Annotated in this window: 17 protein-coding genes; 12 read left to right on the top strand and 5 right to left on the bottom strand. The window is 58.4% G+C overall.

Annotated features, from left to right (window positions below):
* Positions 1 to 38 precede the first annotated feature (38 nt).
* The gene (locus tag ACUTSC_RS02685) at positions 39 to 446 is read left to right on the top strand and encodes a DUF2000 domain-containing protein (protein WP_197767218.1); all 408 of its coding nucleotides are present in this window, start codon (positions 39 to 41) and stop codon (positions 444 to 446) included.
* Positions 447 to 458: 12 nt separating this feature from the next.
* On the opposite strand, the gene ACUTSC_RS02680 is transcribed toward ACUTSC_RS02685, so the two are convergent.
* Positions 459 to 1,328 carry a LysR substrate-binding domain-containing protein gene (locus ACUTSC_RS02680; protein WP_197767219.1) on the bottom strand — a complete coding sequence of 290 codons (870 nt, stop codon included), beginning with the start codon at positions 1,326 to 1,328 and terminating at the stop codon, positions 459 to 461.
* Positions 1,329 to 1,509: 181 nt separating this feature from the next.
* Here ACUTSC_RS02680 and ACUTSC_RS02675 point away from each other — a divergent pair, with 181 nt between their 5' ends.
* The 5 genes from ACUTSC_RS02675 to ACUTSC_RS02655 all read left to right on the top strand — a co-directional run bounded on the left by ACUTSC_RS02675 (position 1,510) and on the right by ACUTSC_RS02655 (position 7,066).
* Positions 1,510 to 2,682 carry an MFS transporter gene (locus ACUTSC_RS02675; RefSeq protein ID WP_443006754.1) on the top strand — a complete coding sequence of 391 codons (1,173 nt, stop codon included), beginning with the start codon at positions 1,510 to 1,512 and terminating at the stop codon, positions 2,680 to 2,682.
* Positions 2,683 to 2,698: 16 nt separating this feature from the next.
* Positions 2,699 to 3,742 carry an FAD-dependent oxidoreductase gene (locus ACUTSC_RS02670; RefSeq protein ID WP_197767220.1) on the top strand — a complete coding sequence of 348 codons (1,044 nt, stop codon included), beginning with the start codon at positions 2,699 to 2,701 and terminating at the stop codon, positions 3,740 to 3,742.
* A gap of 236 nt (positions 3,743 to 3,978) precedes the next feature.
* The gene (locus ACUTSC_RS02665) at positions 3,979 to 4,296 is read left to right on the top strand and encodes a cupin domain-containing protein (protein ID WP_038871643.1); all 318 of its coding nucleotides are present in this window, start codon (positions 3,979 to 3,981) and stop codon (positions 4,294 to 4,296) included.
* 356 nt (positions 4,297 to 4,652) lie between these two features.
* Positions 4,653 to 5,444, top strand: coding sequence for a helix-turn-helix domain-containing protein (locus tag ACUTSC_RS02660; RefSeq protein WP_197767221.1), 792 nt, complete (start codon positions 4,653 to 4,655; stop codon positions 5,442 to 5,444).
* An 86-nt stretch (positions 5,445 to 5,530) separates the two neighbouring features.
* On the top strand, positions 5,531 to 7,066 hold the full coding sequence (locus tag ACUTSC_RS02655; protein WP_197767222.1) for a phospholipase D-like domain-containing protein: 1,536 nt from the start codon (positions 5,531 to 5,533) through the stop codon (positions 7,064 to 7,066).
* 136 nt (positions 7,067 to 7,202) lie between these two features.
* On the opposite strand, the gene ACUTSC_RS02650 is transcribed toward ACUTSC_RS02655, so the two are convergent.
* Positions 7,203 to 8,588 (bottom strand): MmgE/PrpD family protein, encoded by a 1,386-nt coding sequence (locus tag ACUTSC_RS02650; RefSeq protein WP_130018306.1) that lies wholly within the window; start codon positions 8,586 to 8,588, stop codon positions 7,203 to 7,205.
* Positions 8,589 to 8,590: 2 nt separating this feature from the next.
* Positions 8,591 to 10,141 carry an MFS transporter gene (locus ACUTSC_RS02645; RefSeq protein ID WP_445653061.1) on the bottom strand — a complete coding sequence of 517 codons (1,551 nt, stop codon included), beginning with the start codon at positions 10,139 to 10,141 and terminating at the stop codon, positions 8,591 to 8,593.
* A gap of 117 nt (positions 10,142 to 10,258) precedes the next feature.
* Here ACUTSC_RS02645 and ACUTSC_RS02640 point away from each other — a divergent pair, with 117 nt between their 5' ends.
* Positions 10,259 to 10,918 carry a TetR/AcrR family transcriptional regulator gene (locus ACUTSC_RS02640; RefSeq protein WP_233221850.1) on the top strand — a complete coding sequence of 220 codons (660 nt, stop codon included), beginning with the start codon at positions 10,259 to 10,261 and terminating at the stop codon, positions 10,916 to 10,918.
* Between the two features lie 4 nt (positions 10,919 to 10,922).
* Here ACUTSC_RS02640 and ACUTSC_RS02635 read toward each other — a convergent pair whose 3' ends face one another.
* Positions 10,923 to 12,029 (bottom strand): ABC transporter substrate-binding protein, encoded by a 1,107-nt coding sequence (locus tag ACUTSC_RS02635; protein WP_443006755.1) that lies wholly within the window; start codon positions 12,027 to 12,029, stop codon positions 10,923 to 10,925.
* Positions 12,030 to 12,061: 32 nt separating this feature from the next.
* Positions 12,062 to 14,179, bottom strand: coding sequence for a TonB-dependent siderophore receptor (locus ACUTSC_RS02630; protein ID WP_197767225.1), 2,118 nt, complete (start codon positions 14,177 to 14,179; stop codon positions 12,062 to 12,064).
* Positions 14,180 to 14,339: 160 nt separating this feature from the next.
* Here ACUTSC_RS02630 and ACUTSC_RS02625 point away from each other — a divergent pair, with 160 nt between their 5' ends.
* From ACUTSC_RS02625 to ACUTSC_RS02605, 5 genes are all read left to right on the top strand, one after another.
* Entirely contained in the window at positions 14,340 to 14,564 is a 225-nt protein-coding gene (locus tag ACUTSC_RS02625) for a hypothetical protein (protein WP_063989876.1), read from the top strand.
* Positions 14,565 to 14,864: 300 nt separating this feature from the next.
* A complete protein-coding gene (locus tag ACUTSC_RS02620) occupies positions 14,865 to 16,469 on the top strand; it encodes an AMP-binding protein (RefSeq protein ID WP_130018309.1) in 1,605 nt (534 codons plus the stop codon).
* Positions 16,466 to 17,194 (top strand): alpha/beta fold hydrolase, encoded by a 729-nt coding sequence (locus tag ACUTSC_RS02615; protein ID WP_197767226.1) that lies wholly within the window; start codon positions 16,466 to 16,468, stop codon positions 17,192 to 17,194. Before ACUTSC_RS02620 ends, ACUTSC_RS02615 begins: the two co-directional genes overlap by 4 nt.
* Before the next feature lie 42 nt (positions 17,195 to 17,236).
* Positions 17,237 to 18,265 (top strand): pyridoxal-phosphate dependent enzyme, encoded by a 1,029-nt coding sequence (locus ACUTSC_RS02610; protein WP_063989879.1) that lies wholly within the window; start codon positions 17,237 to 17,239, stop codon positions 18,263 to 18,265.
* A 22-nt stretch (positions 18,266 to 18,287) separates the two neighbouring features.
* Positions 18,288 to 18,845 carry an allene oxide cyclase barrel-like domain-containing protein gene (locus ACUTSC_RS02605; RefSeq protein ID WP_063989880.1) on the top strand — a complete coding sequence of 186 codons (558 nt, stop codon included), beginning with the start codon at positions 18,288 to 18,290 and terminating at the stop codon, positions 18,843 to 18,845.
* Positions 18,846 to 18,866 lie beyond the last annotated feature (21 nt).

The raw sequence follows: 18,866 nt of genomic DNA, 5'->3' as shown, positions 1-18,866 counted from the left end.
TGATGTGCTTTTAACAGCACAACGGAGTAGAGCGAAAGATGTTTGATACCAAGATAGCGTTTATCGTACGCGACGATCTGCAGACCTGGCAGCGGCTGAACGTGGTGGCGTTTCTGGCGACGGGCATCGCCGCTGCGGCCCCGGAAATCATCGGCGAGTGTTACGTGGATGCGCAGGGCAGACGCTACGGCGGTATTTCCGGACAGCCGATGCTGATTTTCGCCGCGGATTTGCCGGGCCTGCAAAATGTGCATCGCAAAGGGCTGGAGCGGGAATTGACGTTGATCCCCTATGTGCACGCCATGTTCGCGACCGGGCACGATGAAGCCAATCGGCAGGTTTTTCTCGCTGAAGACGCGGACAATCTGGATTTGGTCGGTCTGGCGCTGCGCGGACCGAAAAAAGCGGTGGATAAGGCGATAAAAGGCCTGGCGCTTCACGGCTAACTCTACCGAGACCTAAGCCTGAAACGCCTGCAGCCAGGCGGCGAATTTTCTCACGACCTCATCGTCCCGATCGCGCAGCAGCAGGGCATAAACGCCGGTTCGGATAGTCAACGCCGGGAAAGGCGACACCAGCCGGCCGGACGACAGATGTTTGGCGCAGAACAGGTAAGGCACGACGGCCAGCCCCAGGCCGTCCTCGGCCGCCTGAATGGCGGCGAAGGTATGGTCGAGCGTGAGCGGCGGCGGCGAGGCGTCCAGCGCCGTCGGGTAGGTGTTCAGCCAGCTGTGCCATAAATCCTCACGGGCGCGGATGCGGATGGCGGTATGCCCAGCCAGCGTGCCGGGCGCACTGACCGGCATGGCGCGCAAGTAGCTCTGGCTGCAGACCAACAGGCTCTCTTCCTGCAGAAAAGGGATCGCTTTCAGCCCGGAGAAGTGCGCGGGATCGCGCCGGATCGCCAGATCGAACGGCGTATTGCGATCGACGGCCCCTGTGCTGGTGGTGATATCAATCGCGACCTCCGGATGAATCTCATTGAACGCCGCCAGCTTCGGCATCAGCCAATGCATGGTGAACGTCGGCAGGCTGTGCACCACCAGCCGCTGCCGGCCGGCGCTCGCTTTCAGCGCGCTTTCCGCGGCAAACAGTTCGCTTATCACCCGGGACGCGGTGCGGGAAAAATTCTCGCCGGCCTGCGTTAGCCGCACGGACTTGTGTCCGCGATAAAACAGTGTGATCCCCAGCTGTTCTTCCAGGCTGCGAATGTGGCGGCTGACCGCGCCGGTGGTGAGAAACAGCTCATCCGCAGCGGCGCTGAAGCTGCCAAGGCGGGCGGCGGCTTCGAAAGCGGACAAGTGCGGCAGGGAGTGAGTTTTTTTCATTGGTTGAGTCTAGCTCAACCAAATGAGCGAGGAAAGATCGTTTGTCAGCCTTTGATTTTTCTCACTATTATCACGTATCTTTCCCGGTTTGCCGAGTGTGTCATGCAGCGATTTTCCCCGTCTGCCGTTCGTGTTAGTCGAATTATCCTCACCCCTCGATGGGCAGGGAGACGGCGCTGAGATGCGAGCTTTCTTTCTGCTTTGCGTGAGCCGGGCCGGCCTCTGCCTGGGCACCATGATGTTCGCCGGTGCACTGCCGACCATCAGAAGCGAGTGGCAGCTCGACGCCGCCTCCGCCGGTACGGTGCAAACGGTAGTTAGCCTGACCAACGCGCTGGCGCTGCTGGTGGCTTCCTGGTGGTGTGATTCGCTGGGCGCGCGCCGGGTTTACCTGCTGTTTTCCTGGCTGGGCGCCGCTGCGCTGATGCTGTTCGCCGTGTTTGCCCATTCTTATGTCGGCGCGCTGGTGTTGATGGCCTTCGTCGGCCTGACGCAGGGGGGCGCCTATACGCCGGCGCTGCTGTTGGCGATGGGGATGAACGGCCCGGCGCGGCGCGGTTACGCCATCGGCATGATGCTGGCGGCCAGTTCGTTGGGGTATTTTCTGTCGGTTTTCATCGCCGGTTGGAGCGCCATGCGCTGGGGGGCCGGCGTGGCGTTCTCCCTGTGTGCCGCCGGTGCGTTGCTAGGGGCGCTGGCGGGTTCGTTGGCCCTGTTCGGTTATCAGGAACCGCAGCTGCGCACGCTGGGGAGGCAGACGAAACGTGAAAACCATGCTATCACCTATGCGACCTTGCTGTTGCTGATCGGGTATATCGCCCACAGCTGGGAGCTGCTCGGCAACTGGGCCTGGGCGCCCAGCCTGGTCAGCGAGGCATTGCCCGGTTTCTCTCTGGATCCGCTGAGCGCCGGATTGATCGTCGCGGCGGTGATCCACCTGGCCGGCATGGCTGCCACGCTGATTGTCGGCACCGTTTCCGACTATTTCAACCGTGCATCGGTGCTGATGTTTATGGGCGCCGCCGGTGCGCTGGGATCGCTGCTGATGGGGTGGTCGGCGAACTGGGGGCCGGGCTGGACGCTGCTGGCCGTCAGCATCGGCAGTTTCTTCATCTTCGGCGACTCCGGCGTGCTGTCGGCCGCGATGGCGGACAATGTGCCGCCGCAACAGCTCGGCAGCGTGATGGGCTGGCGATCGTTGCTGGGGTTTGGCATTGGTTCGTTCGCTCCTTTATCCTTTGGCGTCGTGATGGACACCACCCAGAGCTGGGGGGCGTCTTATGCCGTGTTGGCCGGCGGCGGTGGGGTAGCCTGTCTGGCGGCAGGGCTGTTTTGGCGACAATACCTGAAATGAGGCACGGGCATCATTAATGAATGGAACATCATTACGCATTGTTATCGTGGGCGCCGGGATTGTCGGGGCATCGATCGCCTATCATCTGGCGCGTCAGGGGCAGCACGTTATCGTCGTTGAGCAAGCGCATCCTGCGGCGGGGGCCACGGGCAGATCGTTCGGCTGGATCAGCGAAGGCGTGCCTGAGGGCGCTCCCGACGCGTTTCTGCGGCGCGAGATCGTCGCTGACTGGATGCGCCTCGCGCAGGAGATCCCGGCTCTTTGGGTGAATTGGTCCGGCGCGCTCAGCTATGGCCAGGCGCCGGCGACGCAAAACCCCGACAATCGGCTTTTGCCCTCCGCCGAGGTGAACGCGCTGGAACCGGGGCTCAGGCAGCCCGATAGCCAAGCCTATTTTGCGGCGCGTGACGGCGCCGTCGATCCGCAAGAAGTGACACAGCGGTTGCTCGAGTGCGTTAGCGCGTGGGGCGGGGAACTGCTCCTGGGGCGAACCGTCACCGGATTTTTGCGTGAAGAGGGGCAGATAATCGGCATCGTTACCGAGGAAGGCGCGATTGCCGCCGATCGGGTAGTGCTCGCCTGCGGCACGGGAATCTCCGCGTTGCTGGATGGCAGCGGGTTCACGCTGCCGATCGAGGCGTCGCCGGCGATTCTGTTACGCTATCGTGCGGCGGCGCTGACAGTGAATACGCTGATTGCGGGCGATGACGTTGAAGTGCGCCATACGCAAAGCGGCGATCTGTTGGCGGCGGAGGATTACCCTGCACACGGCGATGTCAACCGCGTGGAAGGCGAAGCGAAATCGGCGATTGAAGGGCGCCTGCCAGGCGCGGCGCCTTTGCAACTGCAGGCGTGTTCGGTGGGGATGCGCCCCCGGCCGCGCGACGGTTATCCCATCATCGGGCCGCTGGGCGCTACCCGGCTCTATGTGGCGGTGATGCACCCGGCAGTGATGTGCGCGCCGACGCTTGGCCGGCTGGTCAGCGGCGAGCTGCTGTATGGCGTCAATCCTGCCATTCCGCGCGCTTATCGCCCCGAGCGATTTGACGACGGGAAATGAATATACGCTCAACCTGGCAGCGGTTTTTTGCGCCGTCGGCGAGGCTCTTATATATTTAGTAGCATGCCTGAGGCAGGTTGGGCATGAAACGGCGGTCGGTCGGGCCGCTGCAAGTACGACAGTTAAATCCGTTCGCCAAGAGGCTGCGAGCCTGTGCTTTCGGTAGGGACAGCCGCCAACCGTTTTACGGCGACCGAAGGCGGAGCAGCTACTCACAGGTCACGAGGACACTTACCATGCATAAGAGAACACTGGCGTCACTGCATTACGAAAACATGCCTTACGATGGGGTACGTTTTCACATTTTGAAACGGGAGACGCCTGGCCATACGGCGTTGCTGAAGTTGGATGCGGGCAGCCGACAACCGGCGCGTTTTCATCCGGGATGGGTGAAACTGATGGTGCTGAGCGGTGAACTGAAGGTTGACGATCAGACGTTGCAACCCCATGAGATGTTAATCATTCCTGCCAATACCGCCTATACGGTACAGGCCATTACTGAAGTGATTTGTCTGGCGATTTCCGAACTGGACGGCGCCGAGTTGGCCCGTTGAGGTGATAACACGAATGGATAGAGGAGAGCCTAGGCGCTCTCCCTATCCCTGCAACATTAAGCCGCCCCCAGGCTGAGCTACCTGCTGATTGATGCGTATACCTCCTGACTTATGCCACCGCGCTTTCCCTTTCCATCACTTTCGGCCACGTCGCCCCCGCAACGAGCCGCCATCGCGCAGCGCATGCGCAATGTCATCGCCATTGTTTTATGCAGAACGATGAAATTTTGGTGTAAATAGTGAGTTTCTTCGCATAAGGCCCCTGGTGTGGCTTGCGACAACGTCACTATATGGAGGATCATGCGGCCTCTCTATCAAATAAAAGACATTCGCGTTATCAAAAGGGACAAACGACCATGGGATTCGAAGTCGACAACGCCGAAACGAAACGCATCGACCTCAGTAGCCACGAAAACTCCTCGTTCGAGGTGACGGGGCTGGTGAAACACTATCCGGCGGGCTTTGTCATTCCTTACCACTCGCATAAACGCTGCCATTTGCTCTATTCGCAGCAGGGCGTTATGGCGGTCGAGGCGAGCAGCGGGCGCTGGATCGTGCCGCCCACCACCGCGGTCTGGCTGCGGCCGGGGGTAGAACATCAGCTGGTCATGCAGAGCAACATTTGCGTTTACGGGATTTTGGTCGATGAAATCACCGCCGCGCGTTTGCCGCTGCGCGACGGCGTCTTGCAGGTCTCACCGCTGCTGCGAGAGCTGATCGCTCAGCTGGCAACGCTAGCGCCCGAGGGGGCGGAGACCAAACGCAATACGCTGCTCAGAGCGTTGTTCCTTGAGGAGTTGAGCCTCCAGCCGCAGCTGGCGCTGCATTTGCCTTGGCCGGCAGAGGCGAGAATGGCCGAGATTTGCCGGCTGTTGGTCGTCACGCCGGCTGACGATCGCGGCATTGAGGCCTGGGCCGATTCACTGTCGATCAGCGTAAAGACCTTTCAACGCCATTTCAGCCAACAAACCGGCATTACCTTCGGCCAGTGGAAACAGCGCCTGCGGCTGCTGTCGTCCATTCCGCTGCTGCTGGCCGGCAACTCGATCATCCACGCCGCCTTCGAAAGCGGTTACGAGAGCCACAGCGCCTATTCGGTGGCGTTCAAAAAACTGTTTGGTGTTTCGCCTTCGCGCTTTACGCTATAGCCTTATGGCATAGCGTGCTTCTCCTATAGATTGAAGCAACCTAATGACGTATAAAGCAAAGCAGTCAACCTCCGAGGCCGCTTCCCGTGATAAAAATTGTCGTGTATCTGATTCTCGCCGTGACGATCGCCATTATTGCGGCAAGAGTCCTCTTTCGTTTGCCGGATATTTCCCAGCGTCGGCCGCAGGCGGCATTGCCGGCGGATCCTGCCGCCCAATTGCCGGCGCGGGCCGCCGAACTGATGGCGGCGCATCCAGGCCTGAGCGGCGTGGTGCCGCTGGCCAGCGGGCACGATGCGTTCGCCAGCCGCCTGGCGTTGGCGCGGATGGCGGAAAGGTCGATCGACGCCCAGTACTACATCTGGCATAACGACACCTCCGGGCAGATCCTGCTGAAAACCCTGTATGACGCGGCTCAACGCGGCGTGCGCGTGCGGCTGTTGCTGGACGATAACGGCGTCGCCATGGACGAAACCCTGGCGGCGCTGAACGCCCAGGAAAACGTCGAGATCCGTCTGTTCAACCCATCGACCGTGCGCACGCCGAAGCTGGCCGGCTACGCCTTTGACTTTATGCGCATGAATCGGCGCATGCATAACAAGTCTTACATCGTCGACGGCGCCGTGGCGATCATCGGCGGCCGCAACATCGGCGACGAGTATTTCCAGGTCGGCGACGAAAACTATTTCCTCGATCTCGACGTGCTGAGCGTCGGCAACGTGGTGGCGGAGACCGCCGAGGTCTTCGATCGCTACTGGAACAGCGCCTCGGTGTTCGGCGTTGAGCAGATTATCCGGGGCAAAGGCCATCTTTCCGCCTTCCTGGCGCAGGCCACCGCCACCGAAAGCAGCGATCGGGCTCGCAAACTGGCGGTGCAGCTGGAAACCAGCGCGGTGCGCTTTCGCGATGGCGTCGTGCAGCCGGAGTTCACCCAGGTAGAGCTGGTGGCCGACGATCCGGCGAAAGGGTTGGGCAAGGCTTCGCGCGATCGGTTGATGGTGACGCAGCTCGGCAAGATTATCGGCGGCGTCAACCGGCAATTGGATCTGGTCTCCGCCTATTTCGTGCCGGGCCGGGAAGGGGCGAGCTTCTTTGAATCGCTTGCCAAACAGGGGAAGTCCATACGCGTGCTGACCAATGCAATGAACACTACCGACGTGCTGGTGGTGCATGCGGGCTACGCCAAATACCGGCGTGAACTGCTGCAGGCGGGCGTCGAGCTGTTCGAGCTGAAGCTGCGCGCCGGTCAACCGACCGGGCGCAAGGAACTCAAGCCGCTGGGGCTGTCCGGCGCGGCGCTGCACGCGAAAACCTTCGCCATCGACGATAAGCGGGTGTTTATCGGCTCGTTCAATTTTGATCCGCGCTCGGCGCACCTGAACTGCGAAATGGGCTTCTTGATCGACAGCCCGACGCTGGCGGCCGATACTCGCCAACTGTTTGATGGCCCGCTGGAATACGCCACCTATCGGCCGGTATTGACGCCCGAGGGCAAAATGGTGTGGAAAGAAGCCTTCGAAGACGGCCACACCGAGGTGCACCAGCAAGAACCCGGCGCAGGCTGGGTAAAACGCATCGTTCTTACCGTGGCCGGCTGGCTGCCTATCGAGTGGATGCTTTAAGGCCGGCGAATGCCACCGCCACTCGATAACCCAAACGTGGCGAAAGTGATCGCCACGCTCGTAGAGATTTACACGCCGAAGTGACAGGGCGCACCCCGCCGCGTTAACTCCGGCGATCTGCGCTGGCTAAGCCTGACTAGCGTCCCTCCTGAGTTGCGGCCAACAAGGCTTGTAACGAGGGCGCTTCGACCAGATTCTCGATACAGGCCATCAGCCGTCGCGCGTTATGCTTTAATCCATGATTCGGCGACTGCTCACAGCAGAGAAGAAATTTATCCCGAATATCCTGCATATCCGCCGGGTTCTCCGGCCAGCCGCGGCCGAACTCGGCTTCGAGCCGCAGCGTATCGCCTTGTTCGGGCGTGATATGAAGTTCGAAGCGGTCAAACCGTTCGAAGCCGTGTTGTTCATGGACCTCGATACGCTGCGCTAGCGCAACGACCGCAGGTTCTGTCGCGAAGGCCGCACTGAATTCGAGAGCGCTGGCTTGGCCGCGCAGCAGCGCGTTAGCGATGATGTAACGCGCGCTGAATTGCGCATCGATTTCGGCCGTTTTCTGCGGCTCGTAAGGCGCACCGCACACCATGCGCATGGTCGGTGACGCGTGCAGCGTGATCTTCGCTCGTTCGGGATCGGGCAATTGCCGGTGTGGCCCGTCGTTCAAGAGCGTTTCTGTCAAAGCCAGCAGAATGCTGCAATGTGGGTATAGCTTGAAGCAGGTCGCTTCTTCCCCCAGAAAGGCAATGCCCAATTGGTGGGTCAGCATCCCCAGATCGGGTTCGCCCGGCGCATAGAGATTGAAAAAACCGTTCTCGCCGCTCAGGACGCGTTTGGGGCCGCTTATCCCCGCCTGAGCCATCAAGACGGCTTCCAGCGCATGGCGCGCCACCAATCCCTGGCTGATGCGCACCGCCAGCGTCTTGTCCTGATAGTGTTGGAAGGTGCCGATGCCGAAATCGAACGCCAGACCGATGGCGTCGGCGAAAGCTTGCTGATCCAGGCGCAGCAAGCGGGCGGCGATCGCTGCGCCTGAAAACAGGCCAAGGATATTCGAGTCGAATCCGCGGTAGAAAAAGCCGTTCGCCTGCGCGGCAAGGTTGATGCGTTGGGCGAAGTCCTGGCCGACGGCCAATGCCGCCAACATATCCAATCCGGAAGCACCCGACAGCTCCGCCGCCGCCAGCGCGACTGGAATATCCGAAGAGCTGGGATGCCAGCCGGGGGAGAGAACGTCGCAGTAGTCGAGCGCGCGAGCTCGCACGGCGTTGACGAACGCCGCCTGCGGCGCGGCGAGGCGTTCTTCACTGCCGATAATGCTGGCCTCGGCGTTGCCGCTCCAGCGTCTGGCCAGCGAGAGCGCCGCATCAACGCCACTTTGGTCATAGCCTGCGGCGAGACAGCCAAGATTATCCATCAGTCGTTTGCATTGGAATGCCAAGACAGCGGGGGGAACCATGCATGCATCTATCTGTGAAGCGAAAGCGATCAATTCCTCGATCGGGTCGACCGATAATTTTGTCATGTTTATTCCTCGTTCAGTCGTTCAGCGGACTTGCTCAGCAGGGCGTTTTCAGCCTGCGGATGCAGACGGAAACGCGGATGCAGCATGATCAGCAGCCACACGGTCATCGCGATGCTGAGCAATCCGGCCCAAAACATGGCGATCCCGAAACCGTCGGCGAAGGCGCTGTGCGTCAGATCTTGCAGGCGATTCGCGCCCAGCGCATCCACGGCCGTCTGCTGTTGCTCTATCACCGTTACCCGGGCGATTTCGGCGGCCTGTTCCACCCCCTGCGTGTGCAACGCCGCTGTCAACGTCGTGACCGCTTGCATGCTCATCAATGTGCCCAGCAGCGCTATGCCCAGCGTCATGCCGGTTTGTCGCAGCGCGTTCATCGTTGCCGATGCCATCCCAGAGCGCTGCGGCGCGACGGTGCGCATCACCAGCGCGCTGGTCGCCGGCATCGACAACCCCATGCCGAAGCCGAGTAGTGCCAAATACAGCGCCACCAGGGGGTAAGACGAGCTGGCGTGCAGCTGCGTCAGTAACAGCAGGGCAATGCCCATCAGACCATAGCCGGCGATCATCAGCGAGTTCACACTCAGTTTGGCGGACAGGCGGCCAAAACCCGAAGCGGCCAGCGCCATGGCGAGAAACTCCGGTGCCATGCGCCAACCGGTGTCGGCGGGGCTCCAACCCTGAGCCTGTTGCAGAAACAGCGAGACGAAGAAGACGCTGCTGTAAGCGGAGAAGCCAAGCACGAAAGAGGCGAAGTTGTAGCCGGTAAAGTCGGCGTGACGAAACAGACTCAGCTGCAGCAAGGGGCGTTTGACCCGGGTTTCCACCCAGAGAAACAGCGCAAACAGCACCAGGGCGGCGTACAGCGGAAGGCGCGACTGCACGCTGTGCCAGCCGAACTCGCCGGCGGCAATTAGCCCATAGGTCAGCGCGCCGAGCCACAAGATGCTCAGCCCTTGCCCTAGCGGATCGAGCGCAGCGTGTTCCGGATGCGAGCTCTCTCTCAATCCCCAACCGCCCAATACCAGCGCGACGATCCCGACCGGAATGTTGATCCAGAAAATACCCGGCCAACCGGTGGTGTGTACCAGTAGGCCGCCCAAAACCGGGCCGATCACCAACGAAAGCGCATTGACCGAGGACCAAATGCCGATCGCGCGGGTCCGCAGCTGTTCTTCCGGAAACGCGTGGGTCAGCAGGGACAGCGCACCCGGGATGACGGCTGCACCGGCGATACCCTGGATCACGCGACCGGTCAGCAGCATGCCGAGGTTGGTCGCGAATGCGCAAACGATCGAACCAACGGTAAACAGGGCGACGCCGAAGAGCCAAATGCGTTTACGGCCAAACCTGTCGCCTAGCGGGCCGGACGAAAGGATCAACGCGGAGAGGCATAGGGCATAAGCGTCAACGACCCACTGCAAGCCCGACATGTCGGTTTGCAGTGATTCCAGCATCGTGGGCAGCGCCACATTGACGATGCTGATATCGAGCGACGCCATAAATGTACCCAGACAGATGGCGGCAACGAGCGAAATCCTGCGCATACCGGACATAAAGGGGCTCCTTATTGAGAGAAGGTGATAGTGAAAACTATTCTCACCTTATATTATGACTGACCGTCGGTCAATGGAGTGTGAATATTGATTTCACTGCGCTAGGTCGGCTGGTCAATGGCAACAACATTGGTTACGATGGCCGCTGGATCCACACTGGACGTTGATATGAAGACAAAAGAAAAGATGAAAGAAACACAGCCTCGAACCAAACCGGCAGAAGTGCGCCTGGATGAATTGATGGATGCGGCACAGAAGCTGTTTATCGAAAAAGGATTTGAAGCGACCACCATCAGCGATATTGTCCGTGACGCCAACGTCGCCAAAGGAACGTTCTATCACTATTTTCCGTCCAAAAACGAAATGTTGTCCGCTTTACGTATACGGTTCACCAATCACTTTATCGAGAAAATTCAGCTGGCTATCGATGAATGTGCGCAAGATGACTGGTTGGCGCGCCTGAGAGCCTGGTGTGATGCCGGCGTGGCGACCTATTTTGAAGGTATGGAATTGCACGATGCGCTGTATCACGATCATCATTATCATACCCGGGGCAATCAGGATCGTGATGCCGTGCTGGAACAGATCCTGACGATTTTAAACGATGGCGCCGCGGCGGGCGCCTGGAGTCTGAATAATCCGCACTTGACCGCCATCCTGATGTATCACGGCATGCACGGCGCCGTGGATGACGTCATGGTCAACCCCAACGCCGACCGCCAAGGACTGGGGGCGGCGCTGGCGCAGGAGTTCATGCGTTTGCTGGGATGCCGCTGATCGTTCACGGCTCCGCATCGAGCGATACCCAGTAACCGGGCTGATACGGAATGGGAAGAAAACGCGCGAAAAGCTCCGCAAAGGTCACTTCGGGATCGACGCCGGCGAACAGCGACGGATGGAACCAGGTGGCCAGTCGCTCGATAGCGACGAAATTAAAGGGATGATCGTAAAACGGGTGCCAGATGGCATACGCTTTTCCGCTCTTTGCCGCGGCCAGGGTGCGATAAGCCGGGCGTCGCATCAATTTTTCCAACTGCGTTTTTGCCAGCGCCAAATCTGCGCCGGGGCCAAGGTTGACCCAGTCACCTCCAGGTGAATAATGACTCCAGTTGCTGCCGGTCACGACGATTTTATCGGGCCGGGAAGCGATCACCGTTTCCTGGCTTAGTGAACCGTAAACGCCGTGGATATGCCTCTGGGCCAGGTTGAATCCACCTGCGATATTCACCATTTCACCGTAGTTGCCATTTCCCCAAGACAGACAACAATCGTCGTACAACCCGGCGGCGCGCTCCATCATTACGCGTGGGCGCGGCGGAGCCCGTTTCGCCAGCGTATCGAGGACCGTATCGAGATGTCGCTGACGGAAGCGAATCAAGCTGTCTGCGCTTTGTGGATTATCAAACAGCTGGCCCATGATGGCGATGCTTCTGGCGCTGTTGTTCATCAGGCCGATGCTCATATCGACAAATACCACGGGGATATTCGCCGCCGTGAGCTTAGTCATCAAACCGCTCGCTTCCAGCGCCGAGCGAGTATTCGCATTGAGCAACATGACTTCGGGCCGCAAGGCGATCAGCCTTTCCAGATCGAATTGCATCTGCTGCACTCCGGCAAAGGTCGGCAACTGTGCCAGCTCCGGAAAATGACGCAGATACAGCCGATAGCTATCCAGGTCGGCGGTGCGAAAATTGTCTCGCCAGCCCACCAATCTTTCCATCGGCGCGCGGGGATTAAGCGCCGCGACGGTATAAAACAGATTGCCTTCCGCCAGGAAAATACGCCGCAGGGGATAACGTAAGGTCACCGTCCGCCCGACGATATCGGTCACGGCCTGCGTATCGGCCTGCGCGCGCAGAGATCGCAACGGCGAGGAAAGCGCCAGCAAAGTGGCCACCTGCAGAAAACGCCGTCTGCGCATCAGAAATACCAACTTATCGAACCGGTGACGCTGCGTTCGATGCCGATGCTGCAGTAAGGCGCGCTGGTGCAACTGGCGACATAAGATTTGTTGGTCAGGTTGTTGATGGTCAACCCCAATTCGAGGTTATACAGGCGCGGATCCCAGGCACCAGGCGTATAGCGAACGGTCATATCGCCGAGCCAAACGGCAGGCACTTTGAATGTGTTGGCGCCATCTCCCCAACTGGCCCCCAGGTAGCGAGCGCCGCCGCCGATCAGCAGCCCCTGCAGCGGCCCTTTAATAAAGCGATAGTCCAGCCACATCGAGCCGGTTTGCGCCGGAACACCGACCGGGTGTCGCCCCAGGGTGTTATCGTTGGCTTGAGTCACGACGTTGTTGACCCAGGCATAGGCCAGCATCAGGTTAAGGCTATCGGTCAGCGCCGCACGCGATTCCAGCTCCACGCCGCGAGAACGTACTTCGCCAGTCTGGGTGTAATAGCTGGGATTGAGGGGATCGATGGTGTTCACATCGCGCTGCGTCAGTTGGTAAACCGCCAGGCTGGTCATCATTGCGCTGCCGGGCGGCTGCAGTTTCAAACCCATCTCATACTGAGTGGAATGGGTGGGTTTGAACGGCGAGCCCTGAGCGTCAGTGCCGGTCAGCGGATCGAAGGCGGTAGAGACGCTGGCCCACGGCGCCAGGCCGCTGTCGAACGGGTGGCTCAATCCGGCACGATAGCTCCAGGCGGCATCATTGGTTTGCGTTTGGGTATGGGCCAGATTGTCACCGGTACGCATACGCGACCAGTCATGACGGCCGCCCAACAGCAAATGCCATCCGCGCCAGCTGGCTTCGTCCTGCCCGTATAAGCCGGTGCGGTGGAAACGTTGCGTTGTCGACGTGCGTGAAACCGCAACAGGATCGAATGAAGGGCGGTACTGACCGGACCAGGGATCGAACGTCACGGTTTGCGATCCCCACCAGTCTTTATCCAGTTTACCGGTCTGGTAGTCGATGCCGGCCAACCCTTGGTGGGCGATGGCGCCGGTAGCGAATTTCACCTCGGCCTGGTTATCCATCACAAGGCTGTCCGCCTGACTCGGGGAATCTTGGTAGACCGCCGTCAAAAGGCGGTTGTCCGGCGTGATGGCGCGGGTAAAATCGCGCCGCACCGCAGAGTCTACATGGGAATAGCGCAGGTTTTGTTTTAATCGCCAGCGATCGTTCAACTGCACTTCAAACAGTGAGGTCACATCATATTGCGTGCGGCTTGAGTTCTCGTGCGCCGGATCGCTGTAATTTTTATCGGTATCTATCTTGCCGCGCGCATTGGGCAACAGCCCCAGAACCTGGGCGGGCAGGGTGTTGTAATAGCCCGACTCGGGTTCACGCAGATAGTGAGTCAGCACGGTCCAGCGCATGCGTTCGTTGGGCTGCCAGGTGATGGCGGGTGCCAGATAGAGACGCTTCTGCCGGGTATCTTCTATCTGCGAGCCACGCGTGGCCGCCAGGCCATCGAAACGATACAACCACTGTTCGTCATCGGTCAGTGCGCCGGTGGCATCGAGACTGAGGGAACGCGTACGGTCGTTGCCGACATCCAATTTAAGCTGATTCGACTCGGTAGCGGAAGGCCGTCGGGAAATCATATTGATTACGCCTCCGGCACCGCCTTGGCCGTATAACGAGGAGGAGGGGCCATGCAAGACTTCGACGCTTTGCAACCCCCAGGTTTCAATCTGTGGCCCCCAAATGCCGGTATTGCCGATGACGCGTAAACCATCCAGATAGTATTCCGCCTCAAAGCCGCGCATTCTGGCGAAGTCCACGCCGCTGGAAAATGCACCGAAGCGTTCTACGGCAACGCCGGCGCTGTAGCGCAGCGCCTGGCTGACCGTATCGGCTGATTGCACGTCCATTTGCTGTCGATTGACCACCGAGACGAATTGCGGCACGTCGACCAGCGGCGAACGGGTTTTGGTTGCCACCTCCGCTTGTTGGGCCGCGTAGCCCTGTGGAACGTTGCCCGAGGACGAACCGTCAGCTACCACCCATATCGACTCTTCGCCTGCCGCCAGAGTCAGGCAAGGCACCATGCCCAAAAAAAACGGGCAAAGATAAGCGTGTCGCAAATGAAATCCGTTGAATTTATTCAAAAATAATCCCTCTTCAAGTAAGCGTCTTGCTGTGGGGCGGGAGCCTGGCCATCTCAGGCAAGCGTTAAAATACCCATTGACCGACTGACGGTCAATATGAATAATTATCAATACCATTTAACGATTGGATAACATTATGAAGACTCTGGATGATTTATTGGCGCTGTTAGCGGAGGTGGGCGTACCTGAAGACGTACTGCAAGCGGCGGATGGCAGCTGGCAACTGCGCCAGGATTTAGCGCTCAGTTCGGCGGAAACCGTGGCGTTGCAAGCTCTGTTGAAGGCCCGCTGCGTCGATGCGCCCTCGCTGTGGGGAGGGCAAGACTATTCATTAGATCAGCTTATTTCTGAAATATCATAAGCAACTATGAAAAAGACATTTTTTATAACCTTATGTTTAAAAACAAATTTACGACAGAATGGTCCGCATGAAACATAAGATATACAAATAATTAACTCCAAAGTAATTGACTGACGGTCGGTCGTAGTGTTTGATGGCGACCAGAAAATGAAGTGTTTTTGAGTCCATTTTGCTGTTCATTGTGAGCCAATACAGAAGTGACGGCGCCGCCTGACCGAGGTGCCGAAAGCTGTTTGTTTAACGAATTGTGATTGAGAAAGATAACAGTCAAACAGTGAGTTAACTCATTATGGAGTCGCTATGGTTAGTGTTGGGGATTCAATCAATCAACGTTTATTAAAGGCCCTTCAACAACATGGACAGCGCCCGGCGCTTTTTGAACGTGGGGAGGTTTACAGTTACGACTGGCTGAACGGCGCGGTCGCTTCAGCCGCCTTGAAATTGCGCCAATTAGGCGTGCAGAAAGGCGATCGGATCGCGTATCAATTGCGCAATACCCGTGAAGCGGTTGTCGTCATGCTATCTTCGTTGATGCTCGGCGCGATCCCGGTGCCGATATTACCTTCTTATCGTGAGAAAGAGCTGAGGCACATTCTGCATCTGACCGCGCCGAAAGTATTCGCCTTGCAGCGCGGTTCCCGCCGCTATAACCCACTTGCCGCTCTGCAGACGCTGTTGACGGAAGGTCTCAATATCGATGTGATACTGGTCGAAGATTACGATGACGCCGGGCACGATACTCGCTACCTGAACCTGCAACATTTCTGTTCACCCCTGATGCCTTCGCCGCCACTTCACGCCGTCATCATGACCCCGTCGGATACCGCCGTCATGTTGCTTTCGAGTGGCACCACCGGTTTGCCCAAGGCGATCGCACGCAAGAATGGCGGTTACAGCTATATGATTGAATGCGGCTGTGACGTGTTTGCTCTGGACAGCCAGTCGGTCTATTTCGCTGCGATGCCTGTTTCACATGGATTCGTCATCAATTGTCCCGGCATACTTGGTACGCTTTCTCGCGGCGGCGCTGTGGCGCTCGCCGATGCGCCCTCGGCGGAAACGGCGTTGGACGTGATCGAGCGATGCGGCGTGACGCATACCACGCTGGTGCCTGCTCTACTGTCGCAATGGAGCGAACTGCAGCAAAAAACGCCGCGCAACCTGACAACGTTGTGGCATGTCCAGGTGGGTGGGGCCAGAGTGACGCCAGAGCTGGCGGCCTCCTCGTCCCGCAGTCTCGGCATTACCCTGCAGCAATGTTATGGCATGAGCGAAGGGCTGTTGTGTTTTAACGCGGTTGACGACGACGATGCGGTACGGTTCAGCTCTCAGGGCCGGCCTTTGAGCCCCTATGATGAAGTACTAATCGTCGATGAAAATGGCTGTTCTTTGCCCGTGGGTAAATCAGGTGAACTGATCACCCGTGGCCCTTATACGCTCACCGAATACTACCAAAATCCCCAGGCGAACCTTGCCGCGTTTACCGCTGACGGCTTCTACCGCACCGGCGATCTGGCGCACGTCGATGCCGCAGGCAATATTTTCATCGATGGGCGCGTCAACGATTCGATTAACCGTGGAGGAGAAAAATTCAGTCCGAACGAGATAGAAGAACTGGCAGAACAACATCCTGCCGTGGTACGAGCCGCTTGCGTGGGCATGGCGGACGATCTGTACGGTGAGGTGCCGTGTCTGTTTGTCACCAGTACGGATGACACGCTGACCCTCAGCGCATTGCGCCGTTTCTTTGAGAAAGAAGGGCTGGCGGCGTTCAAGGCACCGGAAAAATTGATCGTCATCGACGCCATTCCCATGAAAGGCATCGGCAAGATAGATCGCCTGACGCTGCGCGATTTGCTGCGCCAGGAGCCGTCCGTCAGAAACACGGCAGGGTTGAACTCATGACGCAATTGCGAACTTCTCTCGGCTGCGCGGTGAGACTCAGCCGCCCGCGCAGTTCGCCGGTCACCAAACAATTGGTGGTCTTTCCGCATGCCGGCGGCGGCGTAGCGTTCTACCAGCACTGGCGCGAGCTGCTGCCGGACGAGGTGGATCTGTTCATCATGCAATATCCCGGCCGGGAAGAAGCGCAAGACGCGCCGGCCTGGGAAACGGCCCAGTACGCCATTGCGCGCTGCGTCGATGCGCTGCATGCCTCGCTGGGCATCGCGCCGGCGGTGATTTTCGGTCACAGCATGGGTTCGCTGCTTGCCCTGCAGGTTGCCGCGGCGCTGCAAACATCGCGCTTTCGCATCGACACCGTTTTGTCGGCCCAGCGCGCGCCGTCAGAACTGAAATTACTCCGGCAGGAAAGCCAGCGGCAAGAAGTGTTGGACCACATCCTGGCATTCAGTGAAAGCAGCGGCGCGTTGACGCTGGATGAGCTCACTCGCCCGCTTGTCACCCGATTGATACAGCAAGACCTACGGCTGTTGGGCGAACTCAGCGCAGAACCGTTGCCCGGCCTGCAGCCGCGCATTTTGGGCGGCAACAACGACCCTTTGGTTAGCCGCTCCGCGCTGTCGCAGTGGAAAGAAGAACTCCCCGGCAGCCAGGTTCAACTCCTGACGGGCGATCACTTTTATTTCATGCAGGATACCGCTGCATTTCTCCGCCGGCTGCTTCAGTAACGCTGGCTTATTTGTCAACGTATGGCTTTAAAGGAACCTCTGATGAATTTTGAGCTGTTTAACCCACAGGATTGCGCACCGGATACGGAGAAAGCCTTTACTCTGTTCCCCCAGTTGAAAAAATTCTATGCGGCGTTAGGCAACACCCCGCTGGTTGAAGTGCCCTCGCCAAAGGGGAAGGCGTCGATTTACGCCAAGTTCGAGTTTGAAAATCCGTTTGGCTCGGTGAAGGATCGCACTGCGTTCGGCCTGTTTTGCGATGCTATCAATCAACACGATTTCGCCGCCGGTGAATTAAAATTGCTCGATTCCTCGGGGGGCAATATGGCGAAAGCGCTGGCTAAGCTCGGCAACATGTGCGGGATAGCGGTGCAAGTTGTGATCCCGGATTCATCCCCGCAACCGTTGATCGACACGCTGAAGGGGGACAACGCCGTCGTTACCTTGGTCGATCGCAATCAGTTCCTGCTCGGCGTCATTGCGCGCAGCCAGCAGATTGCGCATGAAGATGGGAGTTGGACGCTGTTATCCCAGCATCTCAACCTGGTTAACACCGCCGTACATCAGCATGCGACGGGCGCAGAGATCCGGCGGCAGCTGAACGGCGAGCGTGTCGATGGTTGGGTTTCCGCGGTCGGTACTGGTGGCACACTGTCTGGCGTCGCGGCGGCGCTACGTCAGGATAACCCACAGCTGATCGTGTGGGGCAGCACGCCGCGCGAACTGCCTTACGGTACGTTGTCCGCCCCGAATGGAGAACCGAAATTCGCCGGCGCCGGTGGACTGGGTTTCGGTTTCCGTCAGCCTTTCATCAGTAAGCTGATGCCGCAAGAGCCACCTTTCAATCCGGTTTCTTATCGGGAAGCACTCAGTGCGATGCATGAGTTCCATCAACTAACCGGTGTCAAAATCGGTGCCTCTTCCGCCGCCAACTGGAAAACGGCCTGTAAGCTGGCTGAAACGTTGAGCGCAGATCAACGCATTGTCACGCTTTTTGCCGACGCGGGTTCCGATATCGACCGAGAAAAAGGGCGCGAGTGGTTTAAACAATCTGAAGCATTAACCGTTTAACAACGTTTGAAAGGAATGTTTTATGGAAATTATACAGGGCAATAATAATGTATTGGCTGAGTTGATTACGCTTGGCGATTATGTTCGCGAATTAATCAGTTCCGGCAAAGACACTGCGGAAATTGAACGTGTTCTGGCATCGAAAGACGGCTATAAAAATGTCACGATCCTTTCCGTTATAGAAATGGCCAATATTACCTTCAAAGCGAAAACGAATAATGCGCCTAACGTGGGTGATGCCAATTCACATACTGACCTGCTGGTGGATCAGCAAGGGCATGATATCGGCACGATGAAGGGCCAGGGGTGGAAAATCGCGTCACTGCCTGACGACAGCGTGATTTCCTGGTATCACGAAACCGCTGAAACGCCGCTGGGACGGATCGAAACCGCCGGCATTTGGAACTCCAGCGCCATTTGGGCAGGGCAATGGCAATCGCTGTTCGCCGCCGGCGTTAGCGGGGATGTCATGGGGAAAATCGGCGTTCGTCAGCTTTATCAGGATATTCCGCGAGAAAAATATCTGACGCTGATCGTTCTGTTGCCGTTGGACCAGATTAAAAGCTTGATTAAAAAATAATTCTACCAAACACACACAATA

It is taken from the genome of Serratia sp. TSA_105.2 (genome assembly GCF_052692115.1).
The sequence above is the reverse complement of the archived record's forward strand: the minus strand, read 5'-3'. Positions and strand labels throughout refer to the sequence as shown.